Raw genomic sequence first — 21,159 nt, forward strand, 5'->3', positions numbered from 1 at the left:
AATATACTTAAAGTTGCATATCGACTCTCTGACCGCAACCTTGAGTAGCGTTCGTCAGTCGATCGGGGGATAGTCGACGCCCGCAAGATAGAGCCCGCAGGACGGAGCGAGCGCGGCGCATTGCGAGCGGTCGCGCGCGGCGAGCACCTTGCCGACCTTGTTCTCGGGCCAGCGCCCCATGCCGACCATTTTCAGGCAGCCGACCATGGAGCGGACCTGATGGTGCAGGAAGGAGCGGGCATGGGCATAGACCACGATCTCGGCGCCCTCGCGCCGGCAATCGAGCCGGTCGAGCGTGCGCAGCGGGCTGTTGGCCTGGCACTCGGCAGCTCGGAAGGCGGTGAAGTCGTGATGCCCGAGCAGCGCCTTGGCGGCTCGGTCCATGGCCTCGTGATCGAGACGCACGGGCACATGCCAGACACGGCCGGCATCGAGCGCCGGCTGCGCCCTGCGGTCGAGGATACGGTAGATGTAGTAACGACGCAGCGCCGAGATCCGGGCATCGAAGGTGTCGGGCACCACCTCGGCGCTGAGCACCGCCACCGACAGGCGCTTGAGCCTGGCATTGCTGGCGTCGCGCACCACATCGGTGCGCCATTCCTTGTCGAGATCGACATGGGCGACCTGATGGGTCGCATGGACGCCGGCATCGGTGCGCCCGGCGCAATGCAGACGCACCGAATGGCCGCAGAAGGCCTCGACCGCCTCCTCGACGCTCTGCTGGACGGAGGGGCCGTTGAGCTGGCGCTGCCAGCCCGAGAACGGCGCCCCGTCATACTCGATGACGAGCTTGTAGCGCGGCATCGCGCTAGAGTTTCGCGCCGGCCGAGAGCCGGGCGCCGCGCAGGAACTCGCCGCCGCTCATCGGGGCGCGGCCGGCGCGCTGGACCTGCAGCAGCTTCACCGCGCCGACCTTGCAGGCGACCGTGCCCTCGTCGTCGAGCAGAGTGCCGGGTTCGGCAGCGCCACCCGCGCGGGCCGTGCGCAGCAGCTTGAGGCGCTCAGGCCCCTTGCCGAGATCGACTTCGACGAAGGCGCCCGGAAAGGGCGAGAGGCCGCGCACGAGGTCGTGCACCTGCTGCGCCGGCAGGGTCCAGCTCAGCTTCGCCTCGTCATTGCCGATCTTGCTGGCATAGGTGACGCCTTCCTCCGCCTGCGGCGTGAAGCGCAGGCCCCCGCGCCCGAGCGCCGCCAGAGCCCGCACCATCAGGTCGGCGCCGAGGACGGAAAGCCGGTCATGCATGTCGCCGGCGGTGGCATCGCTGTCGATGGCAAGGCGCTCGACCATGCCGACCGGGCCGGTATCGAGCCCCTCCTCCATCTTCATCACGCAGACGCCGGTCTCGGCATCGCCGGCCATGATCGCGCGCTGGATCGGAGCGGCGCCGCGCCAGCGCGGCAGCAGCGAGGCGTGCAGGTTGAGGCAGCCCAGCTCGGGAACCTCGAGGATCGCCTTGGGCAGGATCAGGCCATAGGCGACGACGACCGCGACATCGGCCTGGTGCGAGGCCATGATCTCGGCTGCCTCGGCGGCCTTCAGCGTCTTGGGCGTGAAGACCGGGATACCGAAGCGCTCTGCAGTGCGCTGCACCGGCGACGGTTTCAGCTCCATGCCGCGCCCGGCAGGAGCCGGCGCGCGCGTATAGACGGAAACGACCTCGTGGCCCTGGCCGATGATTTCGGTCAGGGTGGGCACGGCGAAGTCCGGCGTGCCCATGAAGATGATGCGCAGGCTCATGTGATTTCCCGGCCGCTCAGGCCGCGCTCTCCCGACGGGCGGCCTTGGCGAAGCGCTTGGTCACGCGCTCGCGCTTCAGACGCGACAAATGGTCGATGAAGAGAATGCCGTTGAGGTGGTCGATCTCGTGCTGGAGGCAGGTGGCGAGGATGCCATCGGCCTCGACCTCCTGCGTCGCGCCGTCGAGGTCCATATAGCGTACCTTGACCCGCGCCGGCCGCTCGACCTCCTCATAGTATTCGGGGATCGACAGGCAGCCTTCCTCGTAGACGCTCAGCTCGTCGGAGCTCCAGGTGACCTCTGGATTGACGAAGACCATCGGCGCCTTCGGCGTTTCCTCGTCATCATCGCTCTTCTTGGAAACATCGATGGTGACGAGGCGAACCGGCTCGCCGATCTGGATCGCAGCGAGGCCGATGCCCGGAGCGTCGTACATCGTCTCCAGCATGTCCTCGGCGAGCTTGCGGATCTCGGGCGTGATCGTTGCGACAGGCGCAGAAACCAGCCGCAGCTGACTGTCAGGCAGGATGACGAGGGGGCGAATGGCCATGGAGCGCTCTGCAACAAATGTCTTGAGATTGAGGCGACATAAGCACTTGTACCGTAGCGGTCAAACTGTTCCGCTTTCGTTCGCACTAGTGTAGGTTCATTCGATGAACCAGATCGCTTTTGTCCTGCTCGAACGGCCCGTCAGCTGGGCGGAAGCCGCCTTCGGCTTCGCCGGCCTTACCCTGCTGCTGCTCGTTCTGGCGCTGCTCTTCTCCTGGCGCGGCGGACGCCGGCACGCGGCAGAGGCGGCTGCCGCGGCCGAGCGAGCCCGCGAAATGGACGACAAGGTCGCCGAGATGAACCGGATGCAGTCCGAGCTGACCGGCCGGATGCAGACCATGGCCGAAATCCTCTCGACCCGGCAGGGCGATCTCGCCCGCCTCGTCGCCGACCGGATCGACGGCTTGCGCCAACAGGTCGGCGCCGGGCTCGAGCAGAATGTCCGCCAGACCAATGAGAGCCTCGGCAAGCTGCAGGAACGGCTCGCCGTGATCGACAGCGCCCAGAAGAACCTGACGGAGCTGACCGGCGAAGTGGTGACGCTGAAGGACGTCCTCGCCAACAAGCAGGCGCGCGGTGCTTATGGCCAGGGCCGGATGGAGGCGATCATCCGCGACGGACTGCCGGCGGCATTCTTCTCGTTCCAGCCGACGCTTTCCAATGGCCGCCGGCCCGATTGCCTGGTGACCTTGCCGGGCGATGGCCGCGGCCTCGTCATCGATGCCAAGTTCCCGCTGGAGAGCTTCACCCTGCTGCGCGCGGCGCGCGGCGACGAGGCGAAGAAGCAGGCCGCGGCGCGGGTGCGCGGCGATGTCGGCCAGCACATCAAGGACATTGCCGAGCGCTATTTCCTGCCCGGCGAGACGCAGGACATGGCGCTGCTCTTCGTGCCTTCCGAAGCGATCTACGCCGACCTGCACGAGCATTTCGACGACGTGATTCAAAGGGCGCACCGGGCCAGGGTGATGATCGTCTCGCCCTCGCTGCTGGCGCTGGCGATCCAGCTGATGCAGTCACTCGTCCGCGATGCCCGCATGCGCGAAGAGGCGCGGGTGATCCAGTCCGAGGTCGGCAAGCTGCTCGACGATGTCCGCCGGCTCGGCGACCGCGTCGACAAGCTCGATACGCATTTCCGCCAAGCGCAGGAGGATGTCGGCCTGATCAAGACCTCGGCCGGCAAGGTCACCGGCCGGGCGGAGCGGATCGGCGCGCTGGAGTTCGACGACGGTCCGGGCAGCCAGCCGAACCTACCCTTTGCGAGGGAAACCCGGCTCAAGGCGGCAGAATAAACCCGCGCCGCCATCTGCTGATCACATTCCCGCGTAGTCCTGCGCGCCCGACCCGCTGCGCAGGAGATCGCCCGACGTGCTCGTCCAGATCGGAACCCTCATCGCCGCGACGAGCCTCGTCCAGCTCGCCAACGGCTTCTTCAACACCTTCCTGTCGCTGCGGCTGACCACCGAGAACTTCGGCCCGACGCTGACCGGCATCGTACTCAGCGCCTACTTCATCGGCTTCTCGATCGGCGCCGTCGGCAGCGGCGCCATCATCCAGCGCATCGGGCATATCCGCGCCTATGCCGCCTTCGCCGGCATGGTCGTCGTCGGCACGGCCGGCATGGCGCTCTTCGTCTCGCCGCTCGGCTGGATCCTGTGCCGGATGGCGATCGGCACCGGCTGCGTCGGCCTGTTCATCACCACCGAGAGCTGGCTGAACGCCAAGGCCCCTGCCGACCAGCGCGGCCGGATCTTCTCTATCTACATGGTCGGCACCTTCCTGGCGCTCGCGGCAGGCCAGCTGCTGATCGGCAAGCTGCCGATCGTCTCGTTGACCCCGTTCTTCATCATCATCGCGCTGTTCGCGCTGGCACTGATGATGGTCAGCGCGACGCGGGCCGAGGCGCCGGCGCTCGCGCCCGAGGCTTCCCTCCCCTATGGCGAATTGACCCGGCAGGCTCCGGTTTCGGTGATCGGCTGCATCGTCTCGGGCATCGTCACCAGCGCCTTCTACGCGCTGGTGCCCGCCTGGATGGCGCGCAACGACATTCCCCAGGCAACGATCGCCTTGTTCATGCTGGTCGCGGTGCTCGGCGGCTTCGCCTTCCAGGTCCCGGTCGGCAAGGTCTCGGATCGCGGCGACCGGCGGGTCGTCCTGGCCGGACTGGCGATAGGCTTCGCCGTCGCAGCCATCCTGATCCAGCTCGTGCCTCCGAGGCTCGTCTTCGTGCTCCCGATCGCGGCATTGCTCGGCGGCTTCATGTCGACGCTCTACCCGGTCTGCGTCGCCCATGCGCTCGATCGCATGCCCCAGGACCGCGTGGTGGCGGTGAGCGGACGGCTGATCCTGGTCAGCGGCATCGGCTCGGCGCTGGGCCCGATCCTCGGCGCCCAGGTGATGGGCCAGCTCGACATCAACGGGCTGCTCTATTTCATGGCCGCCGCGGCGATCGCGCTGGCGGCCGTCGCGGGCCTGCGGATCAGGCACCGCGCGCCGCCGGAGCAGATGGCGGAGCGGCCCTTCGCCATCATCGATCCACTGGCGGCGCCGATCTCGCAGGAGCCGGAAGCGACGGACGCGGACGGAACGCCGCGTCCGCTCCCCACCTAAGGCTGGTTCAGCCGGCCTTGAGGGTCGCCGACAGCGCCGGCTTTACGTTCAGCGTCTGGAAGACCACGCAATAGCGCTCGGTCAGCTTGAGCAGGCTGTCGAGCTTCTCCTGCGGCGCGTCGGTCTCGACGTCGAAGAACAGGCGGATCGCCTTGAAACCCACGGCGGCGTCCTTGGCGACGCCGAGCGTACCGCGGAAGTCGAGGTCGCCCTCGGCGCGGACGACGCCCTTCCTCAGCTCGATTTCGAGCGCTGTCGCAACCGCCTTCAGCGTGACGCCGGCACAGGCGACCAGCGCTTCCAGCAGCATGTCACCCGAGCAGAGCTCCGCGCCAGAACCGCCGGTCGCCGGATGCAGGCCGGCAAGCGCGATGGCGCGCCCGGTCTCGACCTTGCAGGCGATGTGCTGGTCGTCGAGCTCGCCCTTGGCCTTGAGCGTAATCACCGCCGCATCGGGCGCCTCGCGATACTTGTCCTTGAGCGGCGCCTGGAGGGCGCGGAGCGCGGTGACGTCCATGATGGCTTGTCCTCGATCGAAACGGATGCCGGCAGGGTTTACCGCATCGGGCGGAAAAACGGATGCGGTTTTCGGCAGGGCAGCGCCCCGCCTCACGCACGGTTCACGCGGCGACTTCCGCCACCTCCGGCTGCGCCGCACCGAGCTCCTTTTCCAGGGAGCGGCGCAGTTCGCGACGCAGGGCGACGAAGCCGACCGAGCGGGGCTCACGCGGATATGGCAGGAGATTGTCGAGTCTGAAGGCGAGCGGCCCCGGCGTCTGCGGCAGCACGAGGATGCGGTCGGCGAGACGAACGGCCTCCTCGACGCAGCCCGTGGCGATCGCAGCCGCCGGCCGCCCCTGGCGGCAGAGGTCCGCTAGCGGCGCGGCGAGCCGGCGCTGCGCCTCCTCGTCCAGCTCGGCGAAGGGCGCGTCGACCAACAGCAGCTTCGGGCGCAGCAGCGACAGCCGGGCGATCGCAAGGCCCTGCAGCTCGACCGCCGACACGGTACCCGGCCGCCGCTCCGCCAGCCCACCGAGACCGACCCTGACCAGGGCATTGGCAATCAACCCTTCCCGGGCGAAAGGCGTCGCGCCGGGAAGCGCGAAAGCGAGGTTCTCGGCAAGATTGAGCCAGGGAAAGAAGCTCGGGCGGGAACCGAGCAGGCCAAGCTCGGCAGTCGGCACTGGGTCGGCATCGGCATCAAGACCGGCAAGGGCTCGCAGCACGGCGCTGCGTCCAGCGACCGGCCCGCCGAGCAGCGCGACAACCTGCCCGGAAGCAGGACGCAGGGCGGCGGCGTCGAAACCAGCAGCGAAGAGCTTTGGATCATGGGAACAGACGGACATCGGGCGCTTCCTTCCAGATCAGGCGAAGGGAAGCGCAGGCGGCCACGGCCACCTTCTCGTCTCCCACGCTTTAGCGGCATTTATTTCGCGCCCGCAAGCTGAGGCTCAAATCGGCGCGTATCCTTTAATACGGTTCTTTCGTCCGCTTTGTCAAACGAAACACCCTTGCGTCACCACCACATCCCCGCGCTCTCGGCGGCCTTGTGCTGCTGGGGCTGGTCGTCGCGCAGCGAGCGGTCGAGCGTGCGCAGCACCTCGCGCTTGCTCGCCTCGAAGGCCGGCGAGAGCCGGTCGCGCGGCCGGGTCTGCGGGTTGTCGAGCTCATCGAAGACGCGGCCCGGCCTCGGCTGCATCACCATGATCCTATCGGCCAGCGTCACCGCCTCCTCGACATCATGGGTGACCATCACGACAGTCGGGCGGCTTTCCTCCCAGAGCGCCAAAAGGTGCTCGTGCAGGCTGGCCCGGGTGGTGGCGTCGAGCGCCGAGAAGGGCTCGTCCATCAGCAGGAGCTTGGGGCGGGTGATCAGGGCACGAGCGATGGCGACGCGCTGTTGCTGGCCGCCGGAGAGCTCGCGCGGCCAGCGCTTGTCGTAGCCGCCAAGGCCGACCCGCTCAAGCGCATGGCCGACGAGGCGCTGGCGTTCGCCGGCTGCGAGATCCGACAGGCCGAAGCCGACATTGTCGGCAACGCTGAGCCAGGGGAACAGCCGCGGCTCCTGGAAGATCACCCCGACATCGGCACGCGGCTCGGTGATCGCCTTGCCGTCCAGCACGATGCGGCCCTCGCTCGGCCGGTCGAGACCGGCGACGAGGCGCAGCAAGGTGGTCTTGCCGCAGCCGGAGCCGCCGACAAGGGCGAGGATCTCGCCCGCCGCCACCTCGGCGGTGATGCCGGCGAGCGCCCTGGTGCCGTCGGCATAGGTCTTGGAGAGCTTGTCGAAGGTCAGCATCGCCGCGCCCTCAGAGCTTGTCGCGCGCCGTGTCCTGCCAGCGCAGGAACGGCCGGGCGAGCGCGACGAGCACGCCGTCCGCGAGCTTGCCGAGCACCGCGAAGGAGATGATCGCGGCGATGATGGTGGCCGGCCGGCCAAGCTGCTGGCCGTCGACGAGGAGATAACCGAGACCTTCGCTCGCGCCCATGATCTCGGCGGCGACAACGAACATGAAGCCGAGGCCGAGGCCGCCGCGCAGCGCCGTGAACCAGTCCGGCAGGATCGCCGGGAGCAGTACGCGCCGGACCATGGCGAGCCGACCCAGGCGGAAGACGCGCCCAACCTCGACGATCTTGCGGTCGATCGAGAGGATAGCGGCGGCGACGCCGAGATAGATCGGGAAGAAGACGCCGACCGCGATCAGCGCCACCTTCGACGCCTCGAAGATGCCGAACCAGAGGATGAAGAGCGGCACCCAGGCGATCGACGGGATGGCGCGCAGCGCCTGCAGGGTCGGGTCGAGCAGGCTGCGCGCCACGGGCAAGGCGCCCGTCAGCGCGCCCAGCACCGTGCCGGCGACGGCGCCGATGCCGAAGCCGGCGAGCACGCGCCAGAGCGTCGCGGCGGCGTGCGTGGCGAGCTCGCCGCTGCGTGCGAGCTCCCAGAGCGTCGCGCCGACGACGCTCGGCGGCGGCATCAGCCGGCCATTGGCAAGGCCGGTCCTGACCAGCACCTCCCAGATCACCGCGAGCACGACCGGCAGCACCAGCCCGGCGAGCCGCAGCCGCGCCTTGCCGGACCGCTTTGCCGGCGCAGCCGCCGGCACCGAGGCCGTACCGATCTCGATCGCGCTCATCGCCGCCCGGTCACGCCGCTCAGTTGGTGGCGGCGAAGCGCCGGTCGAGGAGCGCGTCGACCGCGGCCTTCACATCGGTGCTCGCAGGCAGAACCCCGGCCTGCTGCAGGGCAAGCCCGGCGGCCAGGATGGTCTCGGCCTGGGCCGGGCCGATATTGCTGTGGGTCAGCTCGGTACGGGTGAGCTGGCGCTCGATCACCGCATCGGAGAGCTTCGTCGCCTCGACCAGCGCCTTCTTCACCTCGCCTGGATTGGCGAGGGCGATGGCGCGCGCCTCCTCATAGGCCTTGAGCACCTTGCGGACGAGATCCGGGTTCTTTTCGGCGAACTCCTCTCGGACGTTGAGCACGCCCCAGGTGTTGTCGGCCGCCTTGCGGTGGAAGAGCTTCGCGCCGCTCTCGATCTCGGCAGCCGCCATCAACGGATCAAGCCCTGCCCAAGCCTCGACATCGCCACGCTCCAGCGCGAGCCGGCCGTCGGCATGCTGCAGCAGGACGAGCTTGACGTCCTTCTCGGTGAGGCCGGCATCGGCGAGCGAGCGGACGAGGAAGATGTGCGGATCGGTGCCGCGGGTGACGGCGACGCGCTTTCCCTTGAGATCCGCAACCTTGGTGATCTCGCTCTTGGCGCCGGTGACGAGCGCCGTCCATTCCGGCCGCGAATAGACATAGACCGACTTGATCGGATTGCCGTTGATCTTGCCGATCAGCGCAGCGGCGCCGGCCGTGGAGCCGAAATCGAGCGAGCCGGCATTGAGGAATTCGAGCGCCTTGTTGGAGCCGGCGGAGAAGACCCAGCGCACCTTGATGCCGTCGGCTTCCAGCGCCTTCTCGAGGATGCCGCGCTCCTTCAGGACGAGGCCGACCGGATTATAGGTCGCGTAATCGATGCGGATTTCCTTCGGCGCCTGGGCCAAAGCGGTGCCGGCTGCGACGGTGAGAGCGGCAAAGCCGGCAAGGACGGCGCGGCGGCTCGGAAGCAGAGTCCGGATCATGGCGTTTCCCTTTCGTCATATGGCTGCGAAGGGATCGGAGGCCCTTGCCGGGCCTCCCGCGCCCCACGCTTTAGCTGCACTTGTTTCGCGCCCGCAAGCTGGTGGCTCAAATCGGCGCGTATCCGGTTTTTAGGTTCACGCGTTCTGTTTGTCAAACAATACTTCCGAAATCCGGCTTAGCCAATTTGTACATTACTTCTCTGTTCAATAGAGATTTCTGCCATGGCCGGCATCGTGCTAGGGATCGTTCCCGAGCCCCCTCGCCGCGAAGACACAGCCGTGCAGCCGACCAACGACAAGCCTGCCCCGAAACTGGCCGAGCTGATCGAGGACCCGGCTGCGGCCGTCGCAAAGCTGGCACGACAACTCCGCGGTGGAAACGAGGCCCTGCGCGCCGAACTCGTCGCGGCCCTGCGCGACGCCCTCGAGGAAGGCCGCGTTTCGGCCAAGGACCTCCTCGCCCGGACCCGCAATGGTCTTGCCTGCGCCAAGCGGCTCTCGGCCTCGATGGATGCCGTCGTCGCCAGCCTGCACGCTGCGGCGACACGGCATTTCTATCCCGTCCAGAACCCCTCCTCCGGCGAGCGCATGGCCGTCGTCGCCGTCGGCGGCTATGGCCGCGGCACGCTGGCCCCCGGGTCGGATGTCGACCTCTTGTTCCTCTTTCCGGACAAGCAGACCGCCTGGGGCGAGAGCGTGGTCGAGGCCGTGCTCTACCCGCTCTGGGACCTGAAGCTGAAGGTCGGCCATTCCGTCCGCTCGATCGAGGACTGCATCCGCGAAGCCCGCGGCGACATGACGATCCGCACCGCGCTGCTGGAATCCCGTCTCGTCGCCGGCGATGCCACGTTGTTCAAGGAGATGCAGCGGCGCTACGGCGCCGAAGTCGTCGAGGGCACGGCGCCCGCCTTCACCGAGGCCAAGCTTGCCGAGCGCGAGACCAGGGTGATGCGGGCCGGCACCTCGCGCTATCTCGTCGAGCCCAACGTCAAGGACGGCAAGGGCGGGCTGCGTGACCTCAACACGCTGTTCTGGATCGCCAAATACGCCTATCGCGTCGACGATCCCGCGGATCTGGTCGAGGCCGGTCTGTTCGACGCAAGAGAACTCGCGATTTTCCAGCGCGCCGAGGAGTTCCTCTGGCGGGTGCGCTGCTGGATGCATTTCATCACTGGCCGGGCCGAGGAACGCCTTTCGTTCGACCTGCAGCGGCAAGTTGCGGCGGCGATCGGCTATGCCGGCCGCAATGGCCAGGCGCCGGTCGAGCGCTTCATGAAGGCCTATTTCCTCACGGCCAAGGACGTCGGCGACCTCACCGCGATCGTCTGCGCCGCGCTGGAGGCGCGCCAGCAGAAGCCGCGCGCCACGCTGACGCGGCTTCTCGGCTCGTTGACCAAACGCAAGCGCGTGCGCGCGCTCGGCCATCCCGATTTTACGCTGAAGGGCCAGCGCCTTGCCGTCATCGACGACGACGCCTTCAAGCGCGACCCGGTCAACCTGCTCCGGCTCTACGAGATCGCCAGCCGCGACGACCTCGCGATCCACCCCGATACCAGTCGGCTGGTGACGCAATCGCTCCGCCTGGTGACGGCCCAGCTGCGCCATGATCGCGAGGCCAACCGGATTTTCCTGGAGATCCTCACCTCGCGCCGCTCGCCCGAGGCCGTGCTGCGGCGCATGAACGAATCCGGCCTGCTCGGCCGCTTCATCCCTGATTTCGGCCGCGTCGTCGCGATGATGCAGTTCAACATGTATCATCACTACACGGTCGACGAGCATCTGATCCGTTCGATCGGCATCCTCGCCGAGATCGATGCCGGAGCGCTGGAGGCCGAGCATCCGCTGGCCAATTCGATCTTCGCCTCGATCGCCAACCGGCGCGCCCTCTATGTCGCGCTGTTCCTGCACGACATCGCCAAGGGCCGGCCGGAGGACCATTCGGTCGCGGGAGCACGCATTGCGCGCAAGCTCTGCCGGCGCTTCGGCCTGAGCGAGGCGCAGACCGAGACCGTGGTCTGGCTGATCGAAAACCATCTGGTGATGTCGACGATCGCCCAGAGCCGCGATCTGGGCGATCCCAAGACGATCGAGAGTTTCGCCGCGATCGTACAGTCGCTGGAACGGCTGAAGCTGCTGCTCGTGCTCACCGTCGCCGACATCAAGGCTGTCGGCCCCGGCGTCTGGAACGGCTGGAAGGGTCAGCTCCTGCGCACGCTCTATTACGAGACCGAGATGGTGCTCGCCGGCGGCCATTCGGCGATCGAGCGCAAGGCAAGGGTCGAGCTGAAGCAGGACGCGCTCGCCGAAAAGCTCTCCGACTGGCAGCGGGACGCCGTTCAAGCCTATCTCGCCCGGCACTACCCGGCCTATTGGCTCAAGGTCGAGCTCGACCGGCAGGAGCAGCATGCGCGCTTCCTGCACGCAGCCGAGGCGGCTGGGCGCACCACCGCCACCAAGGTCGAGACCGACAGCTTCCGCGGCGTGACCGAGCTCACCATCCTGGCTCCGGACCATCCGAGGCTGCTCGCCATCGTCACCGGCGCCTGCGCGGCGGCCGGCGGCAACATCGTCGACGCCCAGATCTTCACCACGAGCGACGGGCTCGTGCTCGACACGATATTCGTTTCGCGCGCCTTCGAGCGCGACGACGACGAACTGCGCCGCGCCGAGCGGATTGCTGCGGCGATCGAGCGCGCGCTCAAGGGCGAGATCAAGATCGCCGATCTGGTGGCACAGCGCCGCGCCCCGCCGCCACGCGGCCAAACCTTCCAGGTCGCGCCAGAGGTCATCATCGACAATGTGCTATCGACCCGGCACACCGTTCTGGAGGTTTCCGGGCTCGACCGGCCGGGCCTGCTCTACGATCTCACCACCGCGATCTCGAAGCTCAATCTCAACATCGCCTCGGCCCACATCGCCACTTTCGGGGAGAAGGCGGTCGACGTGTTCTACGTCACCGACCTGACCGGAGCGAAGATCACGACCACGGCGCGCCAGCTGATCATCCGCCAGGCGCTGCTCGCCGTATTCAGCTTCGACCACGACAAGACCCCGGCCGCGCGGGGCAAAGCACCAGCCCGAGCTTGATTTCGGGCGACCGAAATCCGATATCGGCCTCGAAACAGGCGCGGGACCAGCTCCCGCCCCTGACAGTTTGCATGACCGGAGTTTGATGACGCGATGACGCAGAACCCTGCGATGGACGATCCCAAGCCCGAGACGGAAGCCCAGATCGAGACTGAGGGCCAGGCGCCCGACGCCCTCGCCGCCGCCGAGGCCGAACGCGACGACCTCAAGGACAAGCTGCTGCGCACGCTCGCCGAGATGGAGAATCTGCGCCGCCGCACCGAGCGCGAGATCGCCGACGCCAAGGCCTATGCCGTGACCAGCTTCGCCCGCGACATGCTGGGCTCGGCAGACAACCTCCGCCGCGCCATCGAGAGCGTGCCCGCGACAGCCGAGGCCGCCGCCGATTCGGCCTTGAAGTCCGTTGTGGAAGGGGTCGAACTCACCGAGCGCGAACTGCTCAAGACGCTGGAGCGCCATGGCGTGCGGCGCATCGAGCCGCATGGCGAGAAGTTCGACCCGAACATGCACCAGGCGATGTTCGAGGCGCCCGACGAGAGCATCGCCAAGGGCCTGGTCTCGAAGGTGGTGCAGACCGGCTACAAGATCGGCGAGCGCGTGCTGCGGCCGGCGCTGGTCGGCGTCTCGGCCGGCAGCGCCAAGCCGACGGCGAACGGCGCCCAAGGCCCTGACGAGGCCTCCGGCAACTAAGCGACAGCGCAAGGGCAAGCGAGGTCGCTCGCCCTCGTCTTAGTCAATCTTCTTGGCCGAGCCGTCGAGGATCAGACCGGCGGCTTGGTCACGCGGCGCAGCGTCAGGTTGATCCTCCCGCTCTGCGGCAACAGGCTCGACGAGCCCGCGAGGATGCGGTCGATGCCGTGATAGGCCAGCCTCGCCTCGCCGCCGAAGACGAGCGCATCGCCCGAGGCCAGCTTCAGCGAAACCGTCTTGCCGCCGCGCACCGTGCCGCCGATGCGGAAGACGGCCGTGTCGCCGAGCGAGAGCGACAGGACGGGCGCGGCGAAGTCCTCCTCGTCACGGTCCTGGTGCAGCCCCATTTTTGCCGCCTGCTCGTAGAAATTGATCAGGCAGGCCTGCGGCGGATGCGGATAGCCCGCGAGGTCCTCCCAGGCGCGCAGCAGCCGCGAAGGCATGGCCGGCCAGGGCGCACCGGTTTCCGGATGATCAGGCTGGTAGCGATAGCCGCGCTCGTCCGAGACCCAGCCGAGCGCGCCGCAATTCGTCATCCGGACCGAGAAGGGCTTTCCCGTCTTCGGCATGCGCGGGACGAAGAACGGCGCCTGCCGCGCGACCTCGCGCAATTCGCCGACCAGCGCCGCTTGCTCACCTGCGTCGAGATACCCCGGCCAATGGGTGACGCCGGGGGCAACCGCGAGCGGCGCCATCGGGATCAGAACTTGTCGAGCCCGAGCACGTCGGCCATCGAATAGAGCCCGGGCTTGCGGCCGCGGCCCCAGAGCGCCGCCTTGACCGCGCCCTGTGCGAACAGGCTGCGATCCTCGGCGATATGGGCGAGCTCGAGCCGCTCGCCAGCCCCGGCGAAGATCACCTTGTGATCGCCGACCACCGTGCCGCCGCGCAAAGCGGTAAAGCCGATCGCGCCGGCCGGGCGAGCCCCGACCTGGCCGTCGCGCACGGCGACGCGGGCCTGGGCGAGATCGACGCCGCGGCCTTCCGCCGCCGCCTCGCCGAGCAGCACCGCCGTGCCCGAGGGCGCGTCGACCTTCATGCGGTGATGCATCTCGGTGATCTCGATGTCCCAGTCGGCGCCGAGCGTCGTGGCGACCTTGCGCACCAGCGCAGCCAGGAGATTGACGCCGAGGCTCATATTGCCGGAGCGGATGATGGCCGCATGCCGCGCGGCGGCCTCGAGCCTCGCGAGATGGCCAGGCTCCAGCCCGGTCGTGCCGACGACATGGGCGATGCGAGCCTGGGCGGCGAGGCCGGCAAAGGCGACTGTGGCCTCAGGCGAGGTGAAATCGAGCACGCCCTCAGCCTCGACGAAGGCTGGCAGGGCATCGTCGGTGACGATGACGCCGCTGGCGGGCAGGCCGGCCAGCACCGCTGCGTCCTGGCCGATCGCGGGCGAGCCGGGACGCTCGATCGCGGCGCTGAGCACGCAGCCCTGCGCCTCCGCGACCGCCTTGATCAGCGTGCGGCCCATCCGGCCGGCGGCGCCGACGACGACGAGGCGCATGTCGCTCATGATGAAACGCTCCAGAAATGCCAAGCCAGCGCCCACGCGGGCGACGGCAATGCCTATAAGCCGCTTCGGCGCCGGCCGAAACGAAAAACGGCCGGGCGAACCCGGCCGTTCCGATAAGAGGTGAAGCTGGCCTTACTCGGCCGGCTGGATCGCCGAGACCTGCCACTGGCCGCCGCGCGGACGCACGAAGGTCCAGAGCTCGGTGACCTCGCGCGGGATCGTGGCGTGGCCCTCGACGACGCGGCCGCCCTCACGCTCGACCAGCGCATTGAGCGAGCTGAACCGCATCGCGACCGTGGCGTATTCGACGCCGGCCTCGCGCCAGGATTCGGCGAGGTCGCCCTGCAGCAACTTGACGTCGGCGACGCGGTCGACGAGGCCCTTGCCGGCGTTCTCGGCGATGTCTTCGGAGAAATAGCCAGCCATCTCCGGGGTAGCGAGACGACGCAGCGTGCCGAGATCCTCGTTCGAATAGGCGATCTGGACGTCGTTGAGCAGACGCTCGAAGCTGCCGTAATCGGCCGGCGCGAGCTCGAACTCGACCGGCTTGGCCGCGGCAGTCGCCGCACCCATGCCGCCCATCATGCCGCCCACGCGCTGCGCAGCCTGCGGCTGCTCCGGCTGATAGGGCGCACGATCAAGCGGCGCGCCGGCAGCGGCGAGCTGCGGCTGCGAGCGGCGACGGAAGAAGCGCAGCGCGAGCCAGATCAGGCCGCCGATCAGCGCAACCTGGAACAGCATGCCGAGCATGCCAGCAAGGCCGCCGAAGCCGGCGCCCGAGAGCAGGCCGAACAGGCCGGCGCCGAGCAGACCAGCGCCGATGCCCATCATCATGTTGCGGGCGAAAGACGGACGCGCCGCCTGGGCGGCGGCGGCAGCGCCGGGGGCGGCCGCCGAAGCGCTGGGCGCAGGGGTCGCGGTACGCTGCATCGGCGCAGCGCCGGTCGGCGCCGTCTGGGTCGGCGCAACCTGCTGCGTGGTGCGCGAACCGCGGCTGCCAAAGCCCTTGCCACCGCCGGGCCGAGCCTCGGCGAGGACGGGAACGAGCAACAGCGCACCAGCCACAAGGGCGACGGCCCGGCCACGCCGGGCAAGCGAAATCAAAGACATGGTCCCTCCCGGGGCCGGATTGGCCCTCTTCGCGCAAATATGGAGGGGTCGTACGACTTTCGCAAGGTGAGAGCCCTGCCGGAAAGCGCAGTTTCCGCCAGCGGCGGGCGGTTTAGGCCGCGAGCGCTCCATGCTATGCTTTCGGCTTCGTTACGCAGCGACAGCGAACGAAAGGAGCAGGCCATGATCCGGATCATTCGGAGGCTGCACCGCACCGGCGCGACGGCATCATGCCTCGCCGCGCCTCTCGCGACATCGCTGCTGCTCCTGGCGCTCCAGGCGCAGTTCCTGCCGGCGCAAGCGCAGGACCATGCCGAGGCGCTCGACCGGCCGCGAATGGCCCAGGCGCCCGAGCCCTATTGCTTCTGCTGGAGCGACGGCAAGAAGATCGCGGAGGGCGCGACCGCCTGCATCCGCACCACCAAGGGACGACGCCTCGCCCTGTGCGGCCGGGTCATCAACATGATGTCCTGGGAGGTCAGCGAGAATCCCTGCCCCGAGAGCTGAGCGGAGCACCGCGAGCGCGGCACCTCAGGCCGAACGGGGCTTGCAACGAGACCCCGGAAAAGGAAAAGCGCCGCCGGTTTCTTCCGGCGACGCTCCCCTAACCGTCTCTATGGTCCTTCGACTTCAGACTGACTTTTGTCAGAACGCTCCGACCACGATCGCCAGAACCAGCAGAAAAGCCGCTCCCATGGCCAACCGGTCGAGACTTAGCGCAAGGCTCATTGAACCCTCCTTTGTCATTGACCTGTCGCCGACGTTAGCAGAATCGAGCCTCGCCGCAAGCGGAAACGGCGCGAGAAGCGGAAGCCGGCGAGAGCAATGACCTTAATCAAGGGTTAAAGCATTCATTCGCTTTGTATATGGTCAAGATCAAGACCTTTCTCGTAAAAGGCTTTAGTATTCACAGGTCAACAATAGACAGTGACCATCACAATCCCGCCCGAGTTGTTGCGGCGCAATATTGTCCCACGCGGAACAGACGTCACCCTCCGGCCGACGTTTCGTCAAGCGGCGGCCACGATGAGTCGCTCCAGCGCCTTGCCCACGGCAATCACCTGCGCGTCAGCGCCGAAGCGTCCGACGAGCTGGAAAGAGACCGGCAGGCCGCGCGGGCCGCGCATCAGCGGCACGGTCAGGCATGGCGTCCCCATCAGGGTCCAAAGCCGGTTGAAGCGGGAATCGCCGGTCGAGGCCAGCGTCGCCGGCGCCTCGCCGGGTGCGGCATAGGTCACGAGGACATCGACCTCGCCGAGCCAGGCCTCGGTGACGTGACGCCCGCGCCGCGCGACGCGCCTCGCCTCGTCGTACTGCGCCGGCGTCGTCCGGCGGGCCTCGTCGAGATAGGCGCGCAGCTTGGGCGGCAAGGCATCGCGATGGTTGGCATATTCCCAGCCCAGGGCCTGCGTCGCCTCCCAGTCCTGCAGCGGCCCGTGCGCCTTGAAGGCATCGGCGAGCTCGGCAGGCGCGACCCGTTCCACGACGCTCGCGCCGGCCTGCCGCGCCAGCGCGGCGATGCGCTGCAAGGCCTCCTCGCAGGCAGGTTCCGGCGCCTCGGCGAATTCCTGGCGGTTGAGGCCGAGCCGGAGCCCCTGCAACGATGCCTCGGTGGCATCAAGTTCCGGCCGGACGGTCAGCGCCGCCAGGGCGAAGCCCAGATCGTCGGCGCTGGCCGCCATCAGGCCGAGCGTATCGAGCGAGCGCGAATACGGCTTCACGCCGACGGTGGGCAGCAGATCATAGGAAGGCTTGATGGCAGCCGCGCCACAATAGGCCGCCGGGCGGATCACCGAACCGCCGGTCTGCGTGCCGATGGCGAGCGGGATCAGCCCGGCTGCGACCGCCGCGGCCGAGCCGGCCGACGAGCCGCCGGGGCTGGCAGTCGGATCGTGCGGATTGCGGGTCGGGGCGGGATCGAGAAAGGCGAAGGCGGTGGTCTGGGTCTTGCCGGCGATCGTCGCGCCGGCCGCTTTCAGCGCCATGACGATCGCGGCGTCAGCGCGTGGCTGCCAGCCCTCATAGATCGGCGAGCCCATTCCGGTCGGCAGATCGGCGGTGTCGATGATGTCCTTGACGCCGCAGGCGATGCCGGCGAGCGGGCCCTCGCCCGGCTCCAAGGCCTGCGGGCGACTGGCGAAGGCGCGCAGCTCGCCGTCGCGCGCCTCGATGCGGCTTTCGCTCTCGGCGAGGGCCGCCTGGGCGGAAACCTCGCCATTGGCGACACGGCGGGCAATCTCGCGAACCGAAAGCATGGCACGTTCCTGGATGGCATAGCGGCCGCAGGCTCGGGCCGGACAAGGCATGCTGGCACGAAGCCGTCGCGCTGCGGTAGCCGGCAAATCGCGGCCATGTAGCAGTCTGGTGCATGGCCCCGCTATAGCAGCCGGGGCCATGCGGGCTTCAGGCGAGGCGGCTCAGTAGCTCGCCCGCCCGCCGGAAAGGTCGAAGATGCCACCGGTAGAGAAGGAGCATTCGTCGGAGGAGAGCCAGAGCACCATGCGCGCGATCTCGTCGACCTCGACGAAGCGGCCCATCGGGATGCGGGCGAGGATATCCGCCCGGCGTTCGGCGGAGATCTCCTTCGCCATCGCTGTCTCTGCTGCCGCAGGGGTCACCGCGGTGACCATAATGCCGTCCAGCGCAGTGTCGCGAGCGACGCTCTTGGTCAGCGCGATCAGCCCCGCCTTGGAGGCGGAGTAGGCGCCGGCCATGGCCATGCCTTCCTTGCCCTGGATCGAGGCGATGTTGACGACATGGCCGCGCAAGGGATGGCCGCCGGCGCTCGGCGCGCGTGGCGGCTGCTGGCGCATCAGGCCGACCACTGAGCGCGTCACCAGATAGGTGCCGAACAGGTTGACCTGCAGCACACGCTGGAAATTCTCGGGCGAGGTTTCCCAGATCGGCTTCACCTCGCCGAGCACGCCGGCATTGTTGACGAGGATATCGATGCGGCCATGGCTGGCGAACGCGGCCTGCGCCGCCTCCTCGACAGCCCCCGCCACCCTGATGTCGAGATGGCGCCTGCTCACGCGGCGGCCGAGATCGACAACCGCCTCGGTCAGCGCATTCGCGTCCTGGTCCCAGAGCTCGACGCTGGCGCCAGCCGCCAGAAGAGCCCGGGCGATGCCACGACCGATCCCACCGGCACCGCCGGTGACGATGGCGCAGCGGCCGGAGAGATCGTAGCGCACGCTCATCAGCCGGCACTCCATTGTGTCTTGGTGCGGGTGATCTGATGGCGATAGAGGCCGAGCGTGAAGGGCCCCTCGCCGCCCAGCGCCGCCAGGCGGTCGGCGCCGAGCTCAGCCTTCGCCAGCGCGACGAAGTCAGCCTCGTCGCCCCAGCCTTCCAGCAGCAGCACCCAGCGCGGCACGGCGTTGGCGACCCCGCGCGCCTTCTGCTCGGCAGTGGCGACGCCGCTCGCCTGCGCATCGGCCGTCAGCAGATGGACACCGGCTATGCCCGGCTGGGCCAGCAGATCGGGAATGAGGCCGCGGAGCAGAGCGGCCTTATGGCTCTCGGCGGCCTCATCCGGCACGTCATAGCGCAGCGTCGCGATCAGGCCGCCTTGGGCGGGCCCAGACGTATGAGCGACCTTGCAGATCGAGCGAGCGACCGAGCGGAAATGCTTCACGGCCGACAATGTCCAAGGCGTCGGCGCGTTGACCCGGGCAGTGTAGTCCTGCCCCTTCAGCACCTCGACGGTCTGCGCCTCGTAGAGGTTGAAGAATTCGAGGTCTGCCTCGATCGCGACATAGCGCCGGCCGCGCAGGAAGCCGGGGATGCCGACACGCTCCGGCATGTGCTCTTCGCCATGCCAGGCATAGAACTCCGCCCTGCCCTCCGGCGCGATGTCGTGCCAGATCGCAACCGCCCCCTCACCCGCCAGGCTCATCTTTCCTCCGTCAGGCTCGCTGCCGGGCACATTGACTCGGCCCCTTTCCGTCTCTATACGAAAATCGAATCCAAATTGGAAATCATTTCCAATAACAATATCGAACGGGACGAAACGGGTGACGATCGCTGCGGTCGAGCGCGCATTGAAGATACTGGAAGCCCTGGCCGGCGAGGCCGAGGGCGCCGATCTCAGCCTGCTCGCCGAACGGCTCGACCTGCCGGTCAGCGCCACGCATCGCCTGCTGGCGACGCTCGCCGAACGCGGCCTCGTCGCGCAGGACGCCAGTTCCGGCGCCTATGGGCTGACCCTGAAGCTCGCCCAGCTCGCCTTCCGCAATCTCGACCTGCGCGGCCTGCCCGACGCCGGCCAACTCGTGCTCGACGACCTCGCCCGCACCACCCGCGAATATTGCCGCCTCGCCGTCGTCGAAGGCGAGGATCTGGTCTGGATCGCCCGCGCCCAGGGCGCGACCGCCGGCCTGCGCTACGAGCCGCCGATGGGCACAGACATCGTGCTGCACGCCACCGCGACCGGAAAAGCCTGGCTCGCCAGCCTGCCCGAAGCGGAAGCGCTGCGTATCGTCTGCGCCCGCGGCTTCGAGGCGGAGGGACGCACCGGCCCGAATGCCCTCGGCGACGTCGATGAATTGCGCGCCCATCTCGACGAGACCCGCAAACGCGGTTTCGCGGTCGCGATCGAAGAGGGCGAGATCGGCACCGTCGCCATGGCGGCGACCTTCCGCGCAGGCCCCGAGCCGGAGGCGGCCATCGCCGGGACATTGAGCGTCGCCGGCCCGCTGCAGCGCATGCACGAAGTCCGGCGCGAGGAGATCGCAAGCGCGCTGCGGCACGCCGCGCAGGCCATGGCCGAAATCTGGCCGCTGCGCCGCCGACAGATCACGCCGGCCGGCGCGCAAGCGCCGCGCCTGCGCGCGGCGGCAACCGGAACACCCGCATGAGCCAGAATAACGCCGCCACAAACAGCACCGCCACCACTTCCGCCCCGCCTCCGGCCACGACCAGCAGTGCCAGGGCCGGCGCGCTCGCCTCCGCCATAGCCTGGCCGCTCGCCAGCTTCGCCGTGCTTTTGCTCGCCTGGCAATGGTTCGTGCCGGCCGCCGGCATCCCGGAATACATCCTCCCCGTCCCCAGTGCCTTCTTCGAGCGCCTCTGGACCGACCGCGCCCTGATCTTCCAGCACACGCTGGTCACCGCCAACGAGATCGTGCTCGGCTTCCTGATGGCGGCGGTGATCTCGATCCCGCTCGGCTACATCATCGTTTCGGTGAAACTGCTCGAGAAGGCGATCTATCCGGTCATCGTCTTCTTCCAGCTGGTGCCGAAGATCGCGATCGCACCGCTCTTCGTGGTCTGGTTCGGCTTCGGCCTGTTTCCGAAGGTGCTGCTGACCTTCCTGCTCTGCTTCTTCCCGACGCTGGTTGCGAGCATGACGGGGTTTAGGGCACTGGACGAGCGCGTGCTCTACCTCACGCGCTCGATGGGCGCCTCGGCCTGGCAGACCTTCCGCTATGTTCGGGTTCCGGCGGCGCTGACCTACATCTTCTCGGGGCTCAAGGTGTCGGCGGTCTTCGCCGCGACCGGCGCGATCGTCGGCGAATTCGTCGGTGCCAACGCCGGGCTCGGCTATCTCCTGCTGCGTGGCACCAGCTTCCTCGACATGCCGCTGATCTTCGCCTGCCTGGTGGCGCTGAGCTTCGTCGGCATCCTGTTCAGCTATCTCGTCGACGGGCTCGAAATGCTGCTGATGCCATGGCAGCGCAAGGGCTGAAGACCGACTGAAGGCCAAGGGAACGACCATCAATCCGGGCAA

21 protein-coding genes are annotated in these 21,159 nt (G+C 68.1%); 7 read left to right on the plus strand and 14 right to left on the minus strand.

The genetic code is table 11. The features are described from left to right. Positions 1-54: 54 nt before the first annotated feature. The 3 genes from truA to def are packed head-to-tail and all read right to left on the minus strand — an operon-like array spanning position 55 to position 2,288. Positions 55-804 carry a tRNA pseudouridine(38-40) synthase TruA gene (gene truA, locus DK26_RS24440; RefSeq protein ID WP_066478377.1) on the minus strand — a complete coding sequence of 250 codons (750 nt, stop codon included), beginning with the start codon at positions 802-804 and terminating at the stop codon, positions 55-57. 4 nt (positions 805-808) lie between these two features. Beyond that, positions 809-1,738 (minus strand): methionyl-tRNA formyltransferase, encoded by a 930-nt coding sequence (gene fmt, locus DK26_RS24445; RefSeq protein ID WP_066478378.1) that lies wholly within the window; start codon positions 1,736-1,738, stop codon positions 809-811. A 16-nt stretch (positions 1,739-1,754) separates the two neighbouring features. Continuing rightward, entirely contained in the window at positions 1,755-2,288 is a 534-nt protein-coding gene (def, locus tag DK26_RS24450) for a peptide deformylase (RefSeq protein WP_066478379.1), read from the minus strand. 103 nt (positions 2,289-2,391) lie between these two features. Between def and rmuC the strand changes: the two genes are divergently transcribed. Together rmuC and DK26_RS24460 are read left to right on the plus strand one after the other, a co-directional pair. After that, positions 2,392-3,576, plus strand: a complete 1,185-nt coding sequence (rmuC, locus tag DK26_RS24455) for a DNA recombination protein RmuC (protein WP_066478381.1) — start codon at positions 2,392-2,394, stop codon at positions 3,574-3,576. Between the two features lie 76 nt (positions 3,577-3,652). After that, on the plus strand, positions 3,653-4,894 hold the full coding sequence (locus DK26_RS24460; RefSeq protein WP_066478383.1) for an MFS transporter: 1,242 nt from the start codon (positions 3,653-3,655) through the stop codon (positions 4,892-4,894). Positions 4,895-4,901: 7 nt separating this feature from the next. Here the strand turns inward: DK26_RS24460 and DK26_RS24465 are convergent, their stop codons facing one another. From DK26_RS24465 to DK26_RS24485, 5 genes are all read right to left on the minus strand, one after another. Next, positions 4,902-5,411 carry an OsmC family protein gene (locus DK26_RS24465; RefSeq protein ID WP_066478386.1) on the minus strand — a complete coding sequence of 170 codons (510 nt, stop codon included), beginning with the start codon at positions 5,409-5,411 and terminating at the stop codon, positions 4,902-4,904. Between the two features lie 103 nt (positions 5,412-5,514). Continuing rightward, a complete protein-coding gene (locus DK26_RS24470; protein WP_066478393.1) occupies positions 5,515-6,240 on the minus strand; it encodes an ATP-binding cassette domain-containing protein in 726 nt (241 codons plus the stop codon). Between the two features lie 170 nt (positions 6,241-6,410). Beyond that, the gene (locus tag DK26_RS24475) at positions 6,411-7,193 is read right to left on the minus strand and encodes an ABC transporter ATP-binding protein (protein WP_066478396.1); all 783 of its coding nucleotides are present in this window, start codon (positions 7,191-7,193) and stop codon (positions 6,411-6,413) included. Positions 7,194-7,203: 10 nt separating this feature from the next. Next, a complete protein-coding gene (locus DK26_RS24480; RefSeq protein WP_066478399.1) occupies positions 7,204-8,031 on the minus strand; it encodes an ABC transporter permease in 828 nt (275 codons plus the stop codon). A 19-nt stretch (positions 8,032-8,050) separates the two neighbouring features. Further along, on the minus strand, positions 8,051-9,025 hold the full coding sequence (locus tag DK26_RS24485) for an aliphatic sulfonate ABC transporter substrate-binding protein (protein ID WP_066478401.1): 975 nt from the start codon (positions 9,023-9,025) through the stop codon (positions 8,051-8,053). Positions 9,026-9,304: 279 nt separating this feature from the next. Here DK26_RS24485 and DK26_RS24490 point away from each other — a divergent pair, with 279 nt between their 5' ends. Next, the gene (locus DK26_RS24490) at positions 9,305-12,112 is read left to right on the plus strand and encodes a [protein-PII] uridylyltransferase (protein WP_066478574.1); all 2,808 of its coding nucleotides are present in this window, start codon (positions 9,305-9,307) and stop codon (positions 12,110-12,112) included. A gap of 111 nt (positions 12,113-12,223) precedes the next feature. Beyond that, positions 12,224-12,802 carry a nucleotide exchange factor GrpE gene (gene grpE, locus DK26_RS24495; RefSeq protein ID WP_248310099.1) on the plus strand — a complete coding sequence of 193 codons (579 nt, stop codon included), beginning with the start codon at positions 12,224-12,226 and terminating at the stop codon, positions 12,800-12,802. A 71-nt stretch (positions 12,803-12,873) separates the two neighbouring features. Here grpE and DK26_RS24500 read toward each other — a convergent pair whose 3' ends face one another. From DK26_RS24500 to DK26_RS24510, 3 genes are all read right to left on the minus strand, one after another. Continuing rightward, a complete protein-coding gene (locus DK26_RS24500; RefSeq protein ID WP_066478408.1) occupies positions 12,874-13,497 on the minus strand; it encodes an alpha-ketoglutarate-dependent dioxygenase AlkB in 624 nt (207 codons plus the stop codon). A 5-nt stretch (positions 13,498-13,502) separates the two neighbouring features. Beyond that, positions 13,503-14,309, minus strand: coding sequence for a 4-hydroxy-tetrahydrodipicolinate reductase (dapB, locus tag DK26_RS24505; RefSeq protein ID WP_066478575.1), 807 nt, complete (start codon positions 14,307-14,309; stop codon positions 13,503-13,505). A 141-nt stretch (positions 14,310-14,450) separates the two neighbouring features. After that, entirely contained in the window at positions 14,451-15,428 is a 978-nt protein-coding gene (locus tag DK26_RS24510; RefSeq protein WP_066478411.1) for a TIM44-like domain-containing protein, read from the minus strand. Positions 15,429-15,611: 183 nt separating this feature from the next. Between DK26_RS24510 and DK26_RS24515 the strand changes: the two genes are divergently transcribed. Continuing rightward, a complete protein-coding gene (locus DK26_RS24515; RefSeq protein WP_066478412.1) occupies positions 15,612-15,935 on the plus strand; it encodes a hypothetical protein in 324 nt (107 codons plus the stop codon). A 503-nt stretch (positions 15,936-16,438) separates the two neighbouring features. Here the strand turns inward: DK26_RS24515 and DK26_RS24520 are convergent. The 3 genes from DK26_RS24520 to DK26_RS24530 form a co-directional block, all read right to left on the minus strand. Continuing rightward, positions 16,439-17,683 carry an amidase gene (locus DK26_RS24520; protein WP_066478413.1) on the minus strand — a complete coding sequence of 415 codons (1,245 nt, stop codon included), beginning with the start codon at positions 17,681-17,683 and terminating at the stop codon, positions 16,439-16,441. Positions 17,684-17,845: 162 nt separating this feature from the next. Next, positions 17,846-18,628 (minus strand): SDR family NAD(P)-dependent oxidoreductase, encoded by a 783-nt coding sequence (locus DK26_RS24525; RefSeq protein ID WP_066478416.1) that lies wholly within the window; start codon positions 18,626-18,628, stop codon positions 17,846-17,848. Further along, entirely contained in the window at positions 18,628-19,326 is a 699-nt protein-coding gene (locus DK26_RS24530; protein ID WP_066478420.1) for a hypothetical protein, read from the minus strand. Before DK26_RS24530 ends, DK26_RS24525 begins: the two co-directional genes overlap by 1 nt. 118 nt (positions 19,327-19,444) lie before the next feature. Between DK26_RS24530 and DK26_RS24535 the strand changes: the two genes are divergently transcribed. Together DK26_RS24535 and DK26_RS24540 are read left to right on the plus strand one after the other, a co-directional pair. Further along, the gene (locus DK26_RS24535) at positions 19,445-20,287 is read left to right on the plus strand and encodes an IclR family transcriptional regulator (protein WP_066478423.1); all 843 of its coding nucleotides are present in this window, start codon (positions 19,445-19,447) and stop codon (positions 20,285-20,287) included. Continuing rightward, a complete protein-coding gene (locus tag DK26_RS24540) occupies positions 20,284-21,117 on the plus strand; it encodes an ABC transporter permease (RefSeq protein WP_083533570.1) in 834 nt (277 codons plus the stop codon). The genes DK26_RS24535 and DK26_RS24540 overlap by 4 nt, the downstream gene beginning before the upstream one ends. Positions 21,118-21,159 lie beyond the last annotated feature (42 nt).

This window comes from Allobosea sp. WAO (assembly GCF_001509835.1).
Lineage (GTDB): Bacteria > Pseudomonadota > Alphaproteobacteria > Rhizobiales > Beijerinckiaceae > Allobosea.

What these genes read in the sequence shown, in the direction of transcription:
- truA (WP_066478377.1), bottom strand. Translation starts at nt 804, where the DNA reads ATGCCGCGCTACAAGCTCGTCATCGAGTATGACGGGGCGCCGTTCTCG.
- fmt (WP_066478378.1), bottom strand. Translation starts at nt 1,738, where the DNA reads ATGAGCCTGCGCATCATCTTCATGGGCACGCCGGACTTCGCCGTGCCC.
- def (WP_066478379.1), bottom strand. Translation starts at nt 2,288, where the DNA reads ATGGCCATTCGCCCCCTCGTCATCCTGCCTGACAGTCAGCTGCGGCTG.
- rmuC (WP_066478381.1), top strand. Translation starts at nt 2,392, where the DNA reads ATGAACCAGATCGCTTTTGTCCTGCTCGAACGGCCCGTCAGCTGGGCG.
- DK26_RS24465 (WP_066478386.1), bottom strand. Translation starts at nt 5,411, where the DNA reads ATGGACGTCACCGCGCTCCGCGCCCTCCAGGCGCCGCTCAAGGACAAG.
- DK26_RS24470 (WP_066478393.1), bottom strand. Translation starts at nt 6,240, where the DNA reads ATGTCCGTCTGTTCCCATGATCCAAAGCTCTTCGCTGCTGGTTTCGAC.
- DK26_RS24475 (WP_066478396.1), bottom strand. Translation starts at nt 7,193, where the DNA reads ATGCTGACCTTCGACAAGCTCTCCAAGACCTATGCCGACGGCACCAGG.
- DK26_RS24480 (WP_066478399.1), bottom strand. Translation starts at nt 8,031, where the DNA reads ATGAGCGCGATCGAGATCGGTACGGCCTCGGTGCCGGCGGCTGCGCCG.
- DK26_RS24485 (WP_066478401.1), bottom strand. Translation starts at nt 9,025, where the DNA reads ATGATCCGGACTCTGCTTCCGAGCCGCCGCGCCGTCCTTGCCGGCTTT.
- grpE (WP_248310099.1), top strand. Translation starts at nt 12,224, where the DNA reads ATGGACGATCCCAAGCCCGAGACGGAAGCCCAGATCGAGACTGAGGGC.
- DK26_RS24500 (WP_066478408.1), bottom strand. Translation starts at nt 13,497, where the DNA reads ATGGCGCCGCTCGCGGTTGCCCCCGGCGTCACCCATTGGCCGGGGTAT.
- dapB (WP_066478575.1), bottom strand. Translation starts at nt 14,309, where the DNA reads ATGCGCCTCGTCGTCGTCGGCGCCGCCGGCCGGATGGGCCGCACGCTG.
- DK26_RS24510 (WP_066478411.1), bottom strand. Translation starts at nt 15,428, where the DNA reads ATGTCTTTGATTTCGCTTGCCCGGCGTGGCCGGGCCGTCGCCCTTGTG.
- DK26_RS24515 (WP_066478412.1), top strand. Translation starts at nt 15,612, where the DNA reads ATGATCCGGATCATTCGGAGGCTGCACCGCACCGGCGCGACGGCATCA.
- DK26_RS24520 (WP_066478413.1), bottom strand. Translation starts at nt 17,683, where the DNA reads ATGCTTTCGGTTCGCGAGATTGCCCGCCGTGTCGCCAATGGCGAGGTT.
- DK26_RS24525 (WP_066478416.1), bottom strand. Translation starts at nt 18,628, where the DNA reads ATGAGCGTGCGCTACGATCTCTCCGGCCGCTGCGCCATCGTCACCGGC.
- DK26_RS24530 (WP_066478420.1), bottom strand. Translation starts at nt 19,326, where the DNA reads ATGAGCCTGGCGGGTGAGGGGGCGGTTGCGATCTGGCACGACATCGCG.
- DK26_RS24540 (WP_083533570.1), top strand. Translation starts at nt 20,284, where the DNA reads ATGAGCCAGAATAACGCCGCCACAAACAGCACCGCCACCACTTCCGCC.